The sequence below is a fragment of the Caulobacter sp. HJHS_5 genome (assembly GCF_056683955.1).
In genome coordinates, this window is sequence record NZ_JBWZNC010000007.1 from 333,512 (window position 1) to 347,897 (window position 14,386).

Consider the following 14,386-nt stretch of genomic DNA (forward strand, 5'->3'; position numbering starts at 1 on the left):
TTCAGTCTCCCCGCGTCGCCGGCTCCGGATAGAGGCCGCCGAGGGCGCGGACAAGGTCGGCGCCGGTGCGCAGTTGGTCGCCCCGCAGCTGCAGCAGCGCCCGCTGGGCGTTCAGCGCCGCCGTCTGGGCGGTGACCACCTCCAGGTAGTCGGCCGCCCCGTCGCGATAGCGGGTCAGCGCCAGGTCGCGGGTGCGTTCGGCGGCGCGGGCCGCCGCCGCCTGGTCGACGGCCTGGGCGGCCTGGTGGCTGGCGTTGGAAAGTCCGTCCTCCACCTCGCCGAACGCCGCCAGCACGGTGTTGCGATAGCCGGCGGCCGCCTCGTCGTACTCGGCCTGGCTGATCCGCAGCCGCGCCCGGCGCGCGCCGCCGTCGAACAGCGGCAGGTCCACCGACAGCGGCCCCACGGCCCAGGTCCGGTTGGAGGCGTTGAACAGGTCGCCGCCGGCGGCGTCGTAGCCGGTCGAGGCCGCCAGGGTCACGCTCGGGAAGAAGGCCGAGCGCGCCACGCCGATGCGGGCGTTGGCCGCCGCCACCCGCCGCTCGGCGGCGGCGATGTCGGGGCGGCGCAACAGCAGGGTGGAGGGCACGCCCGCCGGCACGTTGGGCGGAATGAAGGGCCGCACCTGGGCCGCGATGGTGAAGGTCGAAGGGTTCTCGCCGATCAGCACGGCGATGGCGTGCTCGGTCACCGCCCGACCGGCGGCGACGGCCTCGATCTCGGCTCCGGCGTTGGCCAGCTGAGTCTCGGCGCGGCTGACGTCCAGGCCCGAGGCGATGCCGCCCTGACGCCGCGTGGCGGTCAGGTCGTGGGCCCGCTGGAAGGCGCTGGCCGTGTCGCGCAGCAGCGCCAGGCGAGCGTCGGCTTCGCGCAGGTCGAAATAGAGGGTCGCGAGCTGGGTCTGCAGGCCGAGCCTCACCGCCTCCAGGTCCGAGTCGCTGGCGCTCGCCTCGGCGCGCGCGGCGGCGAGCTGGCCGCGCAGGCGGCCGAAAACGTCGAGCTCGTAGGCCAGGGACGCGCCCACCTCGGTGCTCTCGCCGGCGCCGCGCCGCTTCAGGCGGCTGGCGCCGACGCCGACCTGCGGGAACAGGCTGGAGCGGGCGCCGCCGACCGCGGCCTGGGCCTGGGCGTAGCGCGCCGCCTGGATCGCCAGGCTCGGGGCGCCAGCCTCCAGCCGTTCTTCCAGCCGGGTCAGTTCGGCGTCGTTGAACAGCGTCCACCAGGCGCCGGCGGCGGGAGCGGCGGTGACCTCGCGCCACGGCCCCTGCTCGCGCCAGGCCTGCGCGGTCGGCACGCTCGGCGGCGCATAGGCGGGCGCCGTCGCGCAACCGGCCAGGACGAGGCCGGCCGAGACCAGAAGGGTGAGCCTAGCGCGCCGCACGGCCCGCACCCGCCGCCGGAGCATTCGCCACCACCCGCACCTCATCGCCGTCCTGCAAGGACTCCGGCGGGCTGTCGATCACCTTGTCGCCGCGCTTCAGGCCGCCGCTGATCTCGATGGCGCGTCCGAAGTCGCGTCCGATGGACACCTTGCGCAGCTGGGCGCGGTTGTTGGGGGCGAGCAGGGCCACCTGCGGGCCGTCCTCGGTGATCATCAGGGCGCTCGGCGGCAGGGTGACGGCCGCTTCGCCCGCGCCCTTCAGCGGGAACTGCGCCTGGGCGTAGCCGCCGGGCTTCAGGGCGCGGTCGCCGTTCGAGGCCTGAAGCTCGACCAGCACGGCCCCCGAGGCGGCGTCCACCGCCCCGGCGGTGCGCACCAGCGTCGTGTCGAAGGTGCGGTTCGGATACTCGGGCACGGTCAGCTTCACCGGCATGCCGATGGAAAGCTGTGACGAATAGGCCTGCGGCACGCGCACGAAGACGCGGATGCGGGAAACGTCGGCCACCGTGAACAGGGGGACCGAGGCCACGCCGGTGGTCACCAGCGCTCCGATCTCGGCCGAGCGGGTGGTGACGACGCCGTCGAACGGCGCGGTCAGCTGGGTGAAGCCGGTCAAGGTCTGCAGACGGCCGACGTTGGCCTGGGCGGCGGCGGCCACGGCGGTCTTGGCCGCCAGATCGCCCTGCTTTTCGTCCGATTCCTGACGCGAGACGGCGTCCTTGGCCAGCATGGTGCTCCAGCGCTCGGCCGTGGTGCGCGCCAGTTGCTGTTGGGCGCGGGCGGTCTGCAAATCGGCGCGGGCCTGATCCAGCTGCATCTGCACGTCGGGCGCGTCGAGCACGGCCAGCAGTTGGCCGCGGCGCACCGGCTCGCCGATGTTGACCAGCCAGCGGTTCACGTAGCCGGTGGTGCGGGCGTAGATCTGGGCCGTGTTGTAGGCCTGCAGGTTGGCCGGCAGGGTCAGGGTCTCGGCCTTGCCGCCCGCGCTGGGCTGGATCACCGACACCGATGGGACCGCCGACGTCGCGGCGCTGGTCTTCAGCTCCGAGGTCGAGCGCACGCGCGCCGCCACGCCGAGCCCCACCACCAGCGCGGCGGCGAGGGCGACGAGGGATACGCCGAGCGACAACCGGCGTTTGCCGAGCTCAGGCATGGGCTTCCTCCAACTGAAGCGAAGGCTCGCCGGTCGGCGCGGCGTGGGCGCGGCGGTGGGCGAGACTGAAGATGACGGGCACGAACAGCAGGGTGGCGAAGGTGGCGACCAGCAGGCCGCCGATGACCGCCCGCCCGAGCGGCGCGTTCTGCTCCCCGCCCTCGCCGAGACCCAGCGCCATGGGCAGCATGCCGATGATCATCGCCAGGGCGGTCATCAAAACGGGGCGGAAGCGCACAAGGCCGGCCTCCAGGGCGGCGGCCACGGGATCGCCGATGGCGTCGAGCCGCTCACGGGCGAAGCTGACCACCAGGATGGAGTTGGCGGTCGCCACCCCCATGCACATGATCGCCCCGGTCAGGGCCGGCACCGAAAGGGTGGTGCCGGTGACGAACAGCATCCAGACGATGCCCGCCAGGGCGCCGGGCAGGGCGGTGACGATGACGAACGGGTCGGTCCAGCTCTGGAAGTTCACGACGATCAGCAGATAGATCAGCAGGATCGCGCCCAGGAGGCCGAAGCCGAGGCCGGAGTAGGCGCCCCGCATGGTCTGGTACTGGCCGCGCAGGGTGATGGTCATGCCGCGCGGCGCCTCGGCCTGCATCTCCTTGATCACCTTGTTGATGTCGCCGGCGATCGCGCCGAGGTCGCGGCGATCGGGGGTGGCGTAGATGTCGACCACCGGGGTGATGTCGTAGTGCGAGGCGACGGCGGCCGTGCTCGACCGGCCGATCTGGCCGACCCCGCCGAGGACCTGCGGCGACGCGCTGGCCCCGGCGCCGGTGATCGGCACATTGGCCAGGTCGTCCAGCGAGTTGATGCGGTACTGCGGGGTCTGGGCGACCACGCCATAGGAGACGCCGGTCTCCGGATTCAGGAAGAACACCGGCGAGGTCTGGCCGCTGCCCGCGAGGCTGGCGCCGAGGCTGGTGGTGACGTCACGGGTGGTCAGGCCCAGCTGGCTGAGACGGCTGCGGTCGACGTCGACGTTGAGCTGCGGGTAGCGCGAGGACTGCTGAATCCGCGCGTCCGCCACCCCCGGGATCGCGGCGATGCGGCGCAGCAGCTTGCGAGCCATGGCCTCGTTCGCCACGCGATCGCGACTGGCGATCTGCACGTCGATCGGCGAGGGCGAGCCGAAGTTCAGGATCTGGCTGGTGATGTCGGCCGGCAGGAACGAGAAGGTCACGCCGGGAAACGCCTTGGGCAGTTCCTCGCGCAGGCGGCGGACGTAGCGCTCGGTCGGGGCGTGGTGTTCCGCCAGCTGGATGAGGACGTCGCCGTCCTGCGACCCGAACGTGCCGGAGTTGGAATAGACGTTGTTGATGCCGCTGCCGGTGATGCCGATGTTGTCGACCACCGACACCAGTTCGTCGGCCGGAATGACGCCGCGGATATAGGTGTTGATCCGGTTCAATCGGGCCGAGGTGTCCTCGATACGCGAGCCGACGGGCGCGCGGACGTGCAGGGCGATGGCCCCGGCGTCGACCGACGGGAAGAAGTTCTGCCCCAGGAACGGCACGAGCAGGAATGAGGCGGCGACCACCGCCAGGAAGCCGAGCACGAAGGCGCGCGGCCGCGCGAGAATGGTCTCCAGTCGCTGGCCGTAACCCAGGCGGATCGCCTCGAAGCGATGCTCGAACGCGCGCTGGAAGCGGACCAGGGGATTGCGCGAGTTGGCCGAGCCGGCCTCATGCACGTCGTGCCCGGGCTCGATCGGCCGCAGCAGTTGCGCCGCCATGGTCGGCACCAGGGTGCGCGACAGGATGAACGAGGCGATCATGGCGAAGACCACCGCGATGGCCATCGGCACGAACAGGTAGCCGGCGATGCCGCCCAGGAAGAACATCGGCACGAAGACGATGCAGATGCACAGCAGGGAGACGAAGGCCGGGGTGACGATCTGCTGGGCGCCGTCGAGGATGGCCTGATGCACCGGCTTGCCCTGCTCCAGGTGCCAGTTGATGTTCTCGATGGTCACCGTCGCGTCGTCGACCAGGATGCCCACCGCCAGGCTCAGGCCGCCCAGGGTCATGACATTGAGGGTGTTGCCCGTGATCGCCAGGCCGATGATGGCGGCGAGAATGGCCAACGGGATCGACACCGCGATGATCACCGTCGAGCGCCACGAGCCGAGGAACAGCAGGATCATCAGCGAGGTGAGGGCGGCGGCGATGGCGCCCTCGGCGATCACGCCGTTGACCGAGGCCTTCACGAACAGCGACTGGTCGGCCAGCGTCACCACCTTCACCGCCTCGGGCAGGGTCTTCTGCAGCTCGGCGAGCCGGGCCTTAACCCCATCGACGATGTTCAGCGTGGAAACCGAGCCGTTCTTGAGCACGGTCATCAGCACCGAGCGCTGGCCGTCGACGTGGACCACGTTGGTCTGGATGGCCGAGCCGTCGCGCACGTGGGCGACGTCGCGCATGTAGATGGTCGCGCCGTTGACCACCCGGATCGGCAGGTCGTTCAGGCCCTCGACGGAGGTCGGGGCGTTGTTCAGCTTCACGGCGTACTGATAGGCGCCGATCTTGGCGAAGCCGGCGGGCGTGATCTGGTTCTGGGCGGCGACCGCGTTCTGCACGTCCTGCGCGGACAGGCCCTTGGACTGCAGGGCCTCCGGGTCGAGGTCGATCTGGATGGTTCGCTGGCTGCCGCCGTTCGGCAGGGGGATGGCCGCCCCCGGCACGGTGACCAGGGGCGTGCGCAGGGTGTTGGTGGCGATGTCGAAGAGCTGCGCCTCGGTCATGCCGGCGCCCGAGAGCGCGATCTGCAGGATCGGCACGGTGGAGGCGTTGTAGTTCAGCACCAGCGGCGGGGTCGTGCCCTGCGGCATCTGGCGGGTCGCGCTTTGCGAAACCGAAGTGACCTGCGCGTTGGCGACGCGGATGTCCGCCCCGGGCTGAAAGAAAATCTTCACGACGCCGATGCCCGACATCGATTGGCTTTCGATGTGGTCGATGTCGTTGACGGTGGTTGTCAGGATGCGCTCGAACGGGGTGACGATGCGTCCGGCCATCTCCTCCGGCGGCAGACCGGCGTAGTTCCAGGCGACGGCGATGACCGGCACCTTGATCTCGGGAAAGATGTCGACGGGCGTGCGGAGCGCGGTCAGCGCCCCGACGATCAGGATCAGGATCGCCATGACCACGAAGGTCAGCGGGCGAGCCAGGGCGATACGAACTAGGCCCGTCATGGAGGCTCCGGGGCATAGAAGACGATGCGCCGACGCCGTCCCCACAGCCGAAATGCGCAATAGACCGAGATTTTGTTTTGCGCACGCGAATTAGTACGGCGTCCCGGTCTGCCGATCAGTCGGGCCGGATTTCGTCTCAACGGGTGCGGAAGGCGCCCTGATCGCCGGGGTTTACGGCGCCGATCCCGACCGGCATTTTGGCCTCCGGGGAGCGAGGTCCGATGTCCAAGTTGAAGTTGCGCAAAGGCCCGTCGTCCCTGGCCTCCAGGCGCTCGGCGGACCCGACCGCCCGCTCCGCCGACCGGGCCTTGTTCGGGCCGCTCGACCCGGCTCGCCCCTGCGGCGAATGCGCCGCCTGCTGCGTCTCCCTGGGCATCATGGAAGCGCCCATTCAGAAGGCCCCGGGCGAGCCGTGCCGCTTCCTCAGCCACCAGGGGTGCGGCATCTACCAGCAGCGGCCCCCGGTCTGCCGCCATTTCCAATGCCTGTGGAAGCGCGAGTCGGTGCTGCCGGCGGATATGCGGCCGGATCAGTCAGGGCTGATGTTCTTCTTCGAAGGGCACAAGCCGCCCCGATTCGTCACCGAGCATGCCTACATCATGGCCTTCTCGCTCGCGGAGGATGGCCAGGCGCTCGACACCGACGCCTTCCGATCCGCGGCCAAAGGGGTCGCCGCCCGCTATCCGCATATCCCCATCTGGGTCAGCGTGAAGGATCAGAAGCTCTGCATCTATCCCCGGCCCCAGTTACTCGACGTCATCGAAGGCCGGGTCAAGGATCCGTCCCTCATGGGCGAAGCGCTGGCCTGGGTGGAGAGCTACGTTCCGCTGGCCAACGAGATCGCCGGCGACCACTCCTGGTTTCGCGACCCCAATTGGCGCAGCCGCTATGCGGCGCCGGCCGCGCCGGCGCCGTCGTTCCTCAAGGGAGGACCGCTCAGGTTCACCTGAGCGCGGCAGGCGGAGGCCGCCCCGGCTGGGACGGTCCCCGGCCTCATCGCCTATCGCCCGCGCGGCGGGCTGAACTTCGAGATGCGGGGGATCGAGGTGTCGCCCACATAGAGCGCCCCGGCCTTGTCGAAGGCGAAGTAGTTGGCCTCGGCGAACTGGCCGGGCTCGATGCCCATGCCCCGGCCCACGGCGCCCAGCACCTTGCCGTTGCGGTCCAGCTTGACCACCTGGCCATCCTGCCCGGTGCTCATCCACGGCTCGCCGTTCTGATCGAAGGCCAGGCCGCAGGGCAGGTTGCGCATCGACAGGGTGCGCACGAACTTGCCGGTGCTCGAGAAGATCACGATCCGATACTGCTCGCGATCGCCGACCCAGACGTCGCCGGTCTTCGGGTCGACGGCGAGGCCGTGGCTCTCGCCGAACTTGCCCGGCCCATGGTCGTCGCCGAACCATTGGTTCACGAACTTGCCGTCGGGCCCGAAATGGAGCACGCGCGCCGCGCCGATCTGGCTGGCCGGGTCGGGGCCGCCATAGTCGTTCGGCCCTTCGTTGGCATGGCCTTCGCCGATGTACAGGTCGCCCTGAGGGCCGAAGGCGATCGACACCGGCTGCCAGAGCAGTTCCTGCCCCTTGGCCGGGTCCCAGTCGCCGCGCTTTTCCTTGACGCCGATGGTGCGCAGCAGTTGGCCCTCGGGGCTGATCTGCAGCACGGTCGCGCCGTTGGTGTCGGCGATCCAGACATTGTCCTTGGCGTCGACGGCGATGCCGTGCGCCTTCTGCTGATAGCCCGTCACCGAGGCCGGCACGGTGATCAGCAGCTTGCCGTCGGCGGCGAACTTGTAGAGCTGCGGCTGGCCCTCGGGCTTGCGCTGCATCACCCAGACGGCGCCCTTGGAATCCACCGCCGCGCCGGGCGCGCCGCCGGGCATGCCGCTGGTCGGGGGCGGCAGCTGGTAGGGGAAGCTGAGCGTGTAGCCCATCGTCTGGTCCCAGGTGACGCGGTCGCTCACCTGGCGGCTCGGGCCGCCCTTGCGGGTGCAGATGGTGGAGTTGGCGCACGAGGGCACATTGCCGCCCACGGGGCTCTTCATGTCCGGCGTCCGCGGCAGCACCGTGACCACGCCATTGGCGTCGACGGCGGCGCGACCAACCGGGTCGGGCTGGCCCTTCAGCATCTTCCAGGCCGGCGAGCCATTGGCCGCGGGGCCGGAGGTCGGCGGTTCGACCGCGGCGGCCATTCCTCCGAGCGCCACGATGAAAGCGATTACAGATGCGGTGCTGAGCGCCCCGGTCGGCTTCATGTTCAGTCCTCCCATCGAGGGGCATCGGTTCGAGCCGGCGCTTCCCATCGTTGGAAGGCACGATGTAACAGCGTTCGGATGCCTACAACCTCGGCGAAGCTTGCCGCCTCGCCGGTTACTGAAGTCAGTCAGCCTCCGGGCCCAGGCCCCAGCGCCCGGCGAGTCTACCGGTTGAGCGGCGAGCGAAACGGTGGCGGCGCGAAGCCGACGGCCGGGTGATTCAGGGCGTCCATCGAGTTCTGGAACGCCGGGTTGTAGGTCTGTTTCGCCCTCGGCTTGGGGCTACCGTCGGCCATCTGGGCGGCCGGGGTGGCGCAGGCCGTCAGGGAGAGGGCCATTGCCAAGGCGGAGGCGGCGCTGGCTACGGTCTGCAGCGTCATGTCGATCTCCTCAGTCGAGCAGGGGCTAACTAGCGGGCGAACCCTCCCGATCCGCGAGGGCCGACGTTGGTGAAGCCGATCGCCGGATTGTTCAGCGCGTCCATCGAATTCTGAAAGGCGGGATTGTAGGTCTGTTTCACCTTTGGCTTGGCCGCGCCGTTCGCGTCGGCCACCTGAGTGGCGGGGGCCGTGGCGCAGGCGGCCAGGGCAAGGGTCATCGCCAGAACAGAGGCGGCGCCGACGATCTTCTCTTTATGCATCGCAGTCCTCCAGGGGACGTCGGTCCACGCCTGTGCGTGAGCCTAAATTCCTCCATAGATTCAGCCTTCGCCCGACTTCCGTCAAGCGAGTTCCATAACGTCGTTCTTTGGATGGCGCTGTGTTGTCGGCGGCGTTGGGAATCCTAAACGAAGTGCGTTCGCACCTTCGAGGCGTCGATGTCCGCCAGCCTGGCGCAGCCGGCGGCGGCGGCGGTCTGCACCAGCTCCTGCTGCAGGATCTCGAACATCCGCTGCGCCCCCGCCGCGCCGAAGGCCGCCAGGCCCCAGCGTGACGTGCGGCCCAGCGAGACCCCGTCGGCCCCCAGGGCCAGGGCCTTGAAGATGTCGGCCCCGCGGCGGACGCCGCTGTCGAACAGCACCGTGGTGCGGCCGCCCACGGCCTCGACGATCTCCGGCAGCACCTCCAGCGACGAAGGGCCGTAGTCCATCGATCGCCCGCCGTGGTTGGACACCATGATCGCGTCGGCGCCGTGTTCCACCGCCAGCCGGGCGTCCTCCGCCGTCAGGATGCCCTTGAGGATCAGCGGGCCTTTGACCAGCTTCCGCACGCTGTCGATGTAGGCCCAGGTGTACCAGAGCCGGCCGCCGCTGATCCGGTAGCGGGCCGATCCCGTGGCCGTGGCCGAAGCGGCGTTGATGCGAGGCGTCCGCACCCGCCCGCCGAAGTTCAGGTCCTGCTGCGTGCGCTCATAGTAGGATGACTGCTGGTCGATGGTGATGACGATGCCGGTGCAGCCGGCGTTCTGGTAATTGCCCACCAGCCGCTCGGTGCCGGCGGGATTCTCCACCGGATAGAGCTGCGCCCACAAGACGCCGCCCGGCGCGGCCGTCGCCACCTGCTCCACCGGGGTCGAGGTGTTGACGCTGAGGATCATCGTCTGCCCGGCCGCGGTCGCCGCCTGGAACATGCCCTTCTCGCCGTCTGGGTGCAGCGGCGTCTGGGCCGCCGTCGGCCCGACAAGGATCGGGAATTTCATCTTCACCCCGAGGAGCTCGGACGAGAGGTCGACCTGCGCGGGCTGAACCGCCGTCCTGGGCGCCAGGATGTCCACCCAGTCAAAAGCCTGCCGGTTGCGCCGCAGGGTGAACTCGGACCCGTCGCCGTGGGCCGTGTAGTCATAGATCGCCTGCGGCACATTGCCGAAGAACACCGGCTCGAAGTCGAAGGCCGTCTGCATCTCGGCCAGGGTCAGCACCCGCCGATGCTCGCCCAGGGGGCGCGGGTCGCCCTGCGCCAGGGCCGACGTCGCCGCGACGGCGGGCGAGGCCGCCATCAGCTGGGCCATGCGGACCATGGCCGCGCGACGCGCCGGATTGGTCAGCCAGTTACGCTCGGCGTCAGACATTCTTGCTCACCATGGAAAGAGGCGCGTGCACCCGCACCAGGGCCGGCTGGATCGCCTCCGGCGTCGGGCAGCCGCACATGCTCATGTAGCGCGCCAGTTCGGTCTGCAGCATCTCGACCACGCCCTGCACGCCCTCGGCGCCATAGGCTCCGAGGCCCCACATCGCCGGCCGGCCGACCAGCACGCCCTTGGCCCCGAAGGCCATCGCCTTGAGGATGTCGGTGCCGCGCCGGAAGCTGCCGTCGGCCAGCACCGTCGTCTGGCCGCCCACGGCCTCGGCCACCGGCGCGATCAGCAGCAGCGGACCCGGCGTCGCCGCCGCGCCGCCGCTCCTGTAGGTCGAGACGACCACGCCCTTGGCGCCACGCGCCACGGCTTCCTTCGCCTCCTCCGGCCGTGTCACGCCCTTGACGATCACCGGCAGGGCGGTGGACTTGGTCACGGCCTCGACGCCCGCCCAGTCGATGCGCGCGCCGCCGTTCACCGTCACGAACACCGCCTTGATCCGGGCCGCGCCGGCCTCGGCGAGCTGGTCCTTCAGCTTCGGGCTCCTGGCGTCGACCTGCAGATAGAGCGGCGCCGTCGCGGCCTGGGCGATCGTCGCCAGGGGCACGCTGGGGGCGCTGCTCACCACCATCGCCGCCTTCGCCGCCGAGGCGCCGCGCGCGGTGGCGACTTCCCCGTCGGCGTGGAACCGCTTCTGGTCGGCGATGGGGCCGATGATGATCGGGGCGAAGTGATCGTCGCCGAACAGGGCGCTCGTCAGGTCCAGATCACGGGTCGGAATGTTCATCCGCGGGCGCAGGGTGATGCGGTCGGTAATGGTCCGGTCACCGCCGACCAGGGGCGCGATCCTCGCCGCGCCCAGGATCAGCCGCGCCTGGGCCTCGTACTCGAGCACGTTCACCAGATCGGCGCGCGGGACCAGGGCCGGCTGCGGCGTCGGCAGCCGTAGCGGCGTGCCGGCGGCGGCTTGCGCCCGGGCGGCCGGCCCAGCCATCGCCGCCCCGACCATCCCGGCCGATACGCTCGCTCCCATCACCCCCAGCGCGCTGCGGCGCGACGGCAAGCCTCCCGGAGACCCGGCCATTCCGGGCGCACCCGTCCCCTCGTCCGGCATCGTTATCCCCCCTGTTATCGTTTGCACCACCCTCGCAGCATATTCGCGCCCGGACCAGAGGGGCGGTGCGTCTCCACGCATTACACGGGCGCGGCGTCGAACACCCATTGCAACAAAGTTGCGATAAAGCGTCGCAATTGCGATTGCATATGCTTTTGCGAACCATTATCAGTCTCGCCGTTTCGGACGGCCAACGACGCCTTTGAGGGAAGGCGGGTCGCTGCGGGGCGTTCACAAAGGGGATATGATAATGACTCACATTCGCAGTCGTAAGCACGTTGTCGCCGCTCTCGCGCCGCTGGGGGCCGCCTCGCTGATGGCCCTGGCCGCCGCGCCGGCCTTCGCCGCCGATGACGATCAACAGACCAACCTGGTCACCAGCGTCGATGTCACGGCCAAGGCCCACTACCGGAACGAAACCGAGAACCTGAAGGCGACCACCTCCATCCTCGACACGCCGCAGACCCGCCAGATCATCGGCTCGGAGCTGATGCAGGAGCGCGGCGCCACCACCCTCACCGAAGCGCTGCAGAACTCCCCGGGCGTCGGCACCTTCTTCCTCGGCGAGAACGGCAACACCAACACCGGCGACGCCATCTACATGCGCGGTTCGGACATCTCCGGCAGCATCCTGATCGATGGCGTGCGTAACGTCGGCTCGATCTTCCGCGACGTGTTCAACATCGAGCAGGTCGAGGTGCTGAAGGGCGGCGCGGGCGCCGAGATCGGCCGGGGCGCGGCCACCGGCGCGATCAACATGTTCACCAAGCATGCGTCGCTGAGCGACTTCAAGACCGGCTCGGTGTCCTTCGGTTCGGGCGACTTCAAGCGCGCCACCGCCGACGTGAACTTCGCGCTCAACGCCTCCACCGCCGCGCGGGTCAACTTCGTCGTGCAGGACGCCGGCGTGGCCGGCCGCGACCACATCGCCAACGACCGCTGGGGCATCGCCCCGACCATCGCCTTCGGTCTCGACAAGTCGACCCGCGTCTTCCTCGACTACATGTACATCAAGCAGGACAACGTGCCGGACGGCGGCGTCCTGACCTTCGGCCTGCCGGGCTACTCCAGCCCCGACCCTCTCAACCGCCCGTTCATCAGCGCCGCGCCGCGCGTGAACTCCGAGAATTTCTACGGCACCAACGACGACCACGACGACGTCAAGGTCAACACCGCGGCCGTCGTGCTCGAGCACGATCTCACGGACGACATCACCATCCGCAACCTGACCCGCTGGTCGGCCACCGATCAGGACTATCAGCTCTCCGCCTTCATGGCCGGCACGAGCCAGTTGGTGACGCCCAGCGCCACCGACCTGTCGACCTGGACCGTTCCTCGCTTGGTCACCAACAAGAGCGTGGTCAACGACGCGCTCTACAACGGCACCATCCTGCGCGCGAAGGTGGCCACCGGCCCGCTGAAGCACACCATCGCCGCCGGCGTCGAACTGATCCGCGAGCGCCAGAAGAACCGCGCCTATGTGGGCACGGGCGCCTACACCCCCGCGAACGTCTACAATCCTTCACGTGACGCCACCGGCTACACTCGCGCCTTCAGCGGCGCCTACACCGAAGGCGTCACCGAAACCAAGGCGGTCTACTTCAACGACAACGTCGAACTGACCCCGCAGTTGTTCCTGAACGGCGGCGTGCGCCTCGACAGCTACCGCACCACCTACGACTCGGTCGCGGCCACCACCTTCGTGAAGACCAGCTTCGAGGCCAGCGACGACCTCGTCAGCGGCAACATCGGCCTGGTCTACAAGCCGGTGGAACAGGGCAGCCTCTACGTCTCCTACGCCAACACCAAGCAGCCCCCGGGCGGCGCCAACTTCTCGCTGTCGGCCGGCACGGCGACCAACGCCAACAATCCGAACGTCGAGCCGCAGACCGCTGAAAACACCGAAGTCGGCGTGAAGTGGAACATTTTCCACGACCGCCTGATGGTCACCGGCGCGGTCTTCAAGACCGAGTACTCGGACCAGATCATCCAGGACACCGACGGAACCTTCTACCGGGCCGGCGCCAAGCAGGTCAGCGGCGTCGAACTCTCCGCCGTCGGCCAGATCACGCCGCGCTGGTCGGTCAACGCCGGCTTCGCGACCCAGGACACCAAGGTCTCCAGCCCGACCGGCAGCTTCGGCACCGCCGACGGCTCGGCCGTCCTGACCTACAGCCCGGACAAGTCGCTCAGCCTGTGGACCACCTATCGCTTCCCGGTGGGCCTGACGATCGGCGGCGGCGCCCGCTACAGCGGCGACATGAAGCGCGGCTCCGACGGCGCGGTCGGCACCCCGAAGTTCGTCGAAGGCTACTGGGTGTGGGACGCCATGGCGGCCTATCGCCTGCGCCCCAACGTCGAGCTGCAGCTCAACATCTACAACCTGGCCGACGACAACTACATCCCGACCATCAACAAGAGCGGCTACCGCTACACGCCGGCGATCCCTCGCTCCGCGCGTCTGGCGCTCAACGTCTCCTTCTGATCTGAATCAAGGCGCGGGCTCACTCCCGCGCCTTTTTTCCTGAGACGAGCGGACGACGAGACCGGCCATGATGCTTCACATTCCAGGCGTGCTCTCGCGCGGCGACGCCGAGCGGCTGCGCCAGGCGGTCGACGCCACCGAATGGGTTGACGGCCGGCAGACGGTGGGCGCGCAGGGCGCCCGCGTGAAGCAGAACCGGCAACTGCCGGAAAACGACCCCAATACCCGGGCGCTGGGGCAGGGGGTGCTCGAGGCGGTTCGCCGCTCGCCCCTGTTCATGGCCGCGGCCCTGCCGCTGCGCTTCTCCGACCCCTTGTTCAATCGCTATGAGTCCGGCGAGACCTACGGCCTCCATGTCGACGGCTCCGTGCGCCAGGCGTCTTCCGGCGCCGTGCGGACCGACCTGTCCTGCACCCTGTTCCTGGCCGATCCCGAAACCTACGACGGCGGCGAGCTGGAGGTGGTCGACACCTACGGCGTTCACGAGGTGAAGCTGCCGGCCGGCGACGCCATCCTCTATCCCTCGACCAGCCTGCATCGCGTCACGCCGGTCACGCGCGGCGCCCGCGTCGCCTCGTTCTTCTGGCTGCAGAGCCTGGTCCGCGACGACGGCGCCCGCTCGCTGCTGTTCGACATGGACAAGTCGATCCAGTCCCTGCGGGCGAAGCACGGCGACAGCGAAGAGGCCGTCGCCCTGACCGGCGTCTACCACAACCTGCTGCGCCGCTGGGCGGAGACCTGACACTTGGAACCCCTCGCCCTCGAAGGGAGAGGGGCAGGGGTGAGGGTGTTT

Annotated in this window: 11 protein-coding genes; 3 read left to right on the top strand and 8 right to left on the bottom strand. The window is 69.3% G+C overall.

Features of this window, described 5'->3' with window-relative positions; genetic code table 11:
• Window position 1: 1 nt before the first annotated feature.
• From ACFLIT_RS15700 to ACFLIT_RS15710, 3 genes are read right to left on the bottom strand one after another with little or no spacing between them, the layout of a single operon-like run.
• Window positions 2–1,381, bottom strand: coding sequence for an efflux transporter outer membrane subunit (locus ACFLIT_RS15700; RefSeq protein WP_479912193.1), 1,380 nt, complete (start codon window positions 1,379–1,381; stop codon window positions 2–4).
• A complete protein-coding gene (locus ACFLIT_RS15705) occupies window positions 1,368–2,534 on the bottom strand; it encodes an efflux RND transporter periplasmic adaptor subunit (RefSeq protein WP_479912194.1) in 1,167 nt (388 codons plus the stop codon). The genes ACFLIT_RS15700 and ACFLIT_RS15705 overlap by 14 nt, the downstream gene beginning before the upstream one ends.
• A complete protein-coding gene (locus ACFLIT_RS15710; protein ID WP_479912195.1) occupies window positions 2,527–5,730 on the bottom strand; it encodes an efflux RND transporter permease subunit in 3,204 nt (1,067 codons plus the stop codon). Before ACFLIT_RS15710 ends, ACFLIT_RS15705 begins: the two co-directional genes overlap by 8 nt.
• Before the next feature lie 221 nt (window positions 5,731–5,951).
• On the opposite strand from ACFLIT_RS15710, the gene ACFLIT_RS15715 reads away from it, so the two are divergent.
• Window positions 5,952–6,680, top strand: a complete 729-nt coding sequence (locus tag ACFLIT_RS15715) for a YkgJ family cysteine cluster protein (protein ID WP_479912196.1) — start codon at window positions 5,952–5,954, stop codon at window positions 6,678–6,680.
• A gap of 50 nt (window positions 6,681–6,730) precedes the next feature.
• Here ACFLIT_RS15715 and ACFLIT_RS15720 read toward each other — a convergent pair whose 3' ends face one another.
• The 5 genes from ACFLIT_RS15720 to ACFLIT_RS15740 form a co-directional block, all read right to left on the bottom strand.
• The gene (locus tag ACFLIT_RS15720; RefSeq protein WP_479912197.1) at window positions 6,731–7,981 is read right to left on the bottom strand and encodes an NHL repeat-containing protein; all 1,251 of its coding nucleotides are present in this window, start codon (window positions 7,979–7,981) and stop codon (window positions 6,731–6,733) included.
• 164 nt (window positions 7,982–8,145) lie between these two features.
• Window positions 8,146–8,361 (bottom strand): hypothetical protein, encoded by a 216-nt coding sequence (locus tag ACFLIT_RS15725; RefSeq protein ID WP_479912198.1) that lies wholly within the window; start codon window positions 8,359–8,361, stop codon window positions 8,146–8,148.
• Between the two features lie 29 nt (window positions 8,362–8,390).
• A complete protein-coding gene (locus ACFLIT_RS15730) occupies window positions 8,391–8,621 on the bottom strand; it encodes a hypothetical protein (protein WP_479912199.1) in 231 nt (76 codons plus the stop codon).
• A 143-nt stretch (window positions 8,622–8,764) separates the two neighbouring features.
• Window positions 8,765–9,988 carry an alpha-hydroxy-acid oxidizing protein gene (locus tag ACFLIT_RS15735; RefSeq protein WP_479912200.1) on the bottom strand — a complete coding sequence of 408 codons (1,224 nt, stop codon included), beginning with the start codon at window positions 9,986–9,988 and terminating at the stop codon, window positions 8,765–8,767.
• Window positions 9,981–11,057 (bottom strand): alpha-hydroxy-acid oxidizing protein, encoded by a 1,077-nt coding sequence (locus tag ACFLIT_RS15740; protein ID WP_479912201.1) that lies wholly within the window; start codon window positions 11,055–11,057, stop codon window positions 9,981–9,983. The genes ACFLIT_RS15735 and ACFLIT_RS15740 overlap by 8 nt, the downstream gene beginning before the upstream one ends.
• A gap of 301 nt (window positions 11,058–11,358) precedes the next feature.
• Here ACFLIT_RS15740 and ACFLIT_RS15745 point away from each other — a divergent pair, with 301 nt between their 5' ends.
• Together ACFLIT_RS15745 and ACFLIT_RS15750 are read left to right on the top strand one after the other, a co-directional pair.
• Entirely contained in the window at window positions 11,359–13,593 is a 2,235-nt protein-coding gene (locus tag ACFLIT_RS15745) for a catecholate siderophore receptor Fiu (protein ID WP_479912202.1), read from the top strand.
• 67 nt (window positions 13,594–13,660) lie between these two features.
• On the top strand, window positions 13,661–14,335 hold the full coding sequence (locus tag ACFLIT_RS15750) for a Fe2+-dependent dioxygenase (protein WP_479912203.1): 675 nt from the start codon (window positions 13,661–13,663) through the stop codon (window positions 14,333–14,335).
• Window positions 14,336–14,386 lie beyond the last annotated feature (51 nt).

Coding starts and splice junctions, on each gene's coding strand:
- ACFLIT_RS15710 (WP_479912195.1), bottom strand. CDS start 5,730: ATGACGGGCCTAGTTCGTATCGCCCTGGCTCGCCCGCTGACCTTCGTG.
- ACFLIT_RS15725 (WP_479912198.1), bottom strand. CDS start 8,361: ATGACGCTGCAGACCGTAGCCAGCGCCGCCTCCGCCTTGGCAATGGCC.
- ACFLIT_RS15735 (WP_479912200.1), bottom strand. CDS start 9,988: ATGTCTGACGCCGAGCGTAACTGGCTGACCAATCCGGCGCGTCGCGCG.
- ACFLIT_RS15745 (WP_479912202.1), top strand. CDS start 11,359: ATGACTCACATTCGCAGTCGTAAGCACGTTGTCGCCGCTCTCGCGCCG.
- ACFLIT_RS15715 (WP_479912196.1), top strand. CDS start 5,952: ATGTCCAAGTTGAAGTTGCGCAAAGGCCCGTCGTCCCTGGCCTCCAGG.
- ACFLIT_RS15750 (WP_479912203.1), top strand. CDS start 13,661: ATGATGCTTCACATTCCAGGCGTGCTCTCGCGCGGCGACGCCGAGCGG.
- ACFLIT_RS15705 (WP_479912194.1), bottom strand. CDS start 2,534: ATGCCTGAGCTCGGCAAACGCCGGTTGTCGCTCGGCGTATCCCTCGTC.
- ACFLIT_RS15720 (WP_479912197.1), bottom strand. CDS start 7,981: ATGAAGCCGACCGGGGCGCTCAGCACCGCATCTGTAATCGCTTTCATC.
- ACFLIT_RS15730 (WP_479912199.1), bottom strand. CDS start 8,621: ATGCATAAAGAGAAGATCGTCGGCGCCGCCTCTGTTCTGGCGATGACC.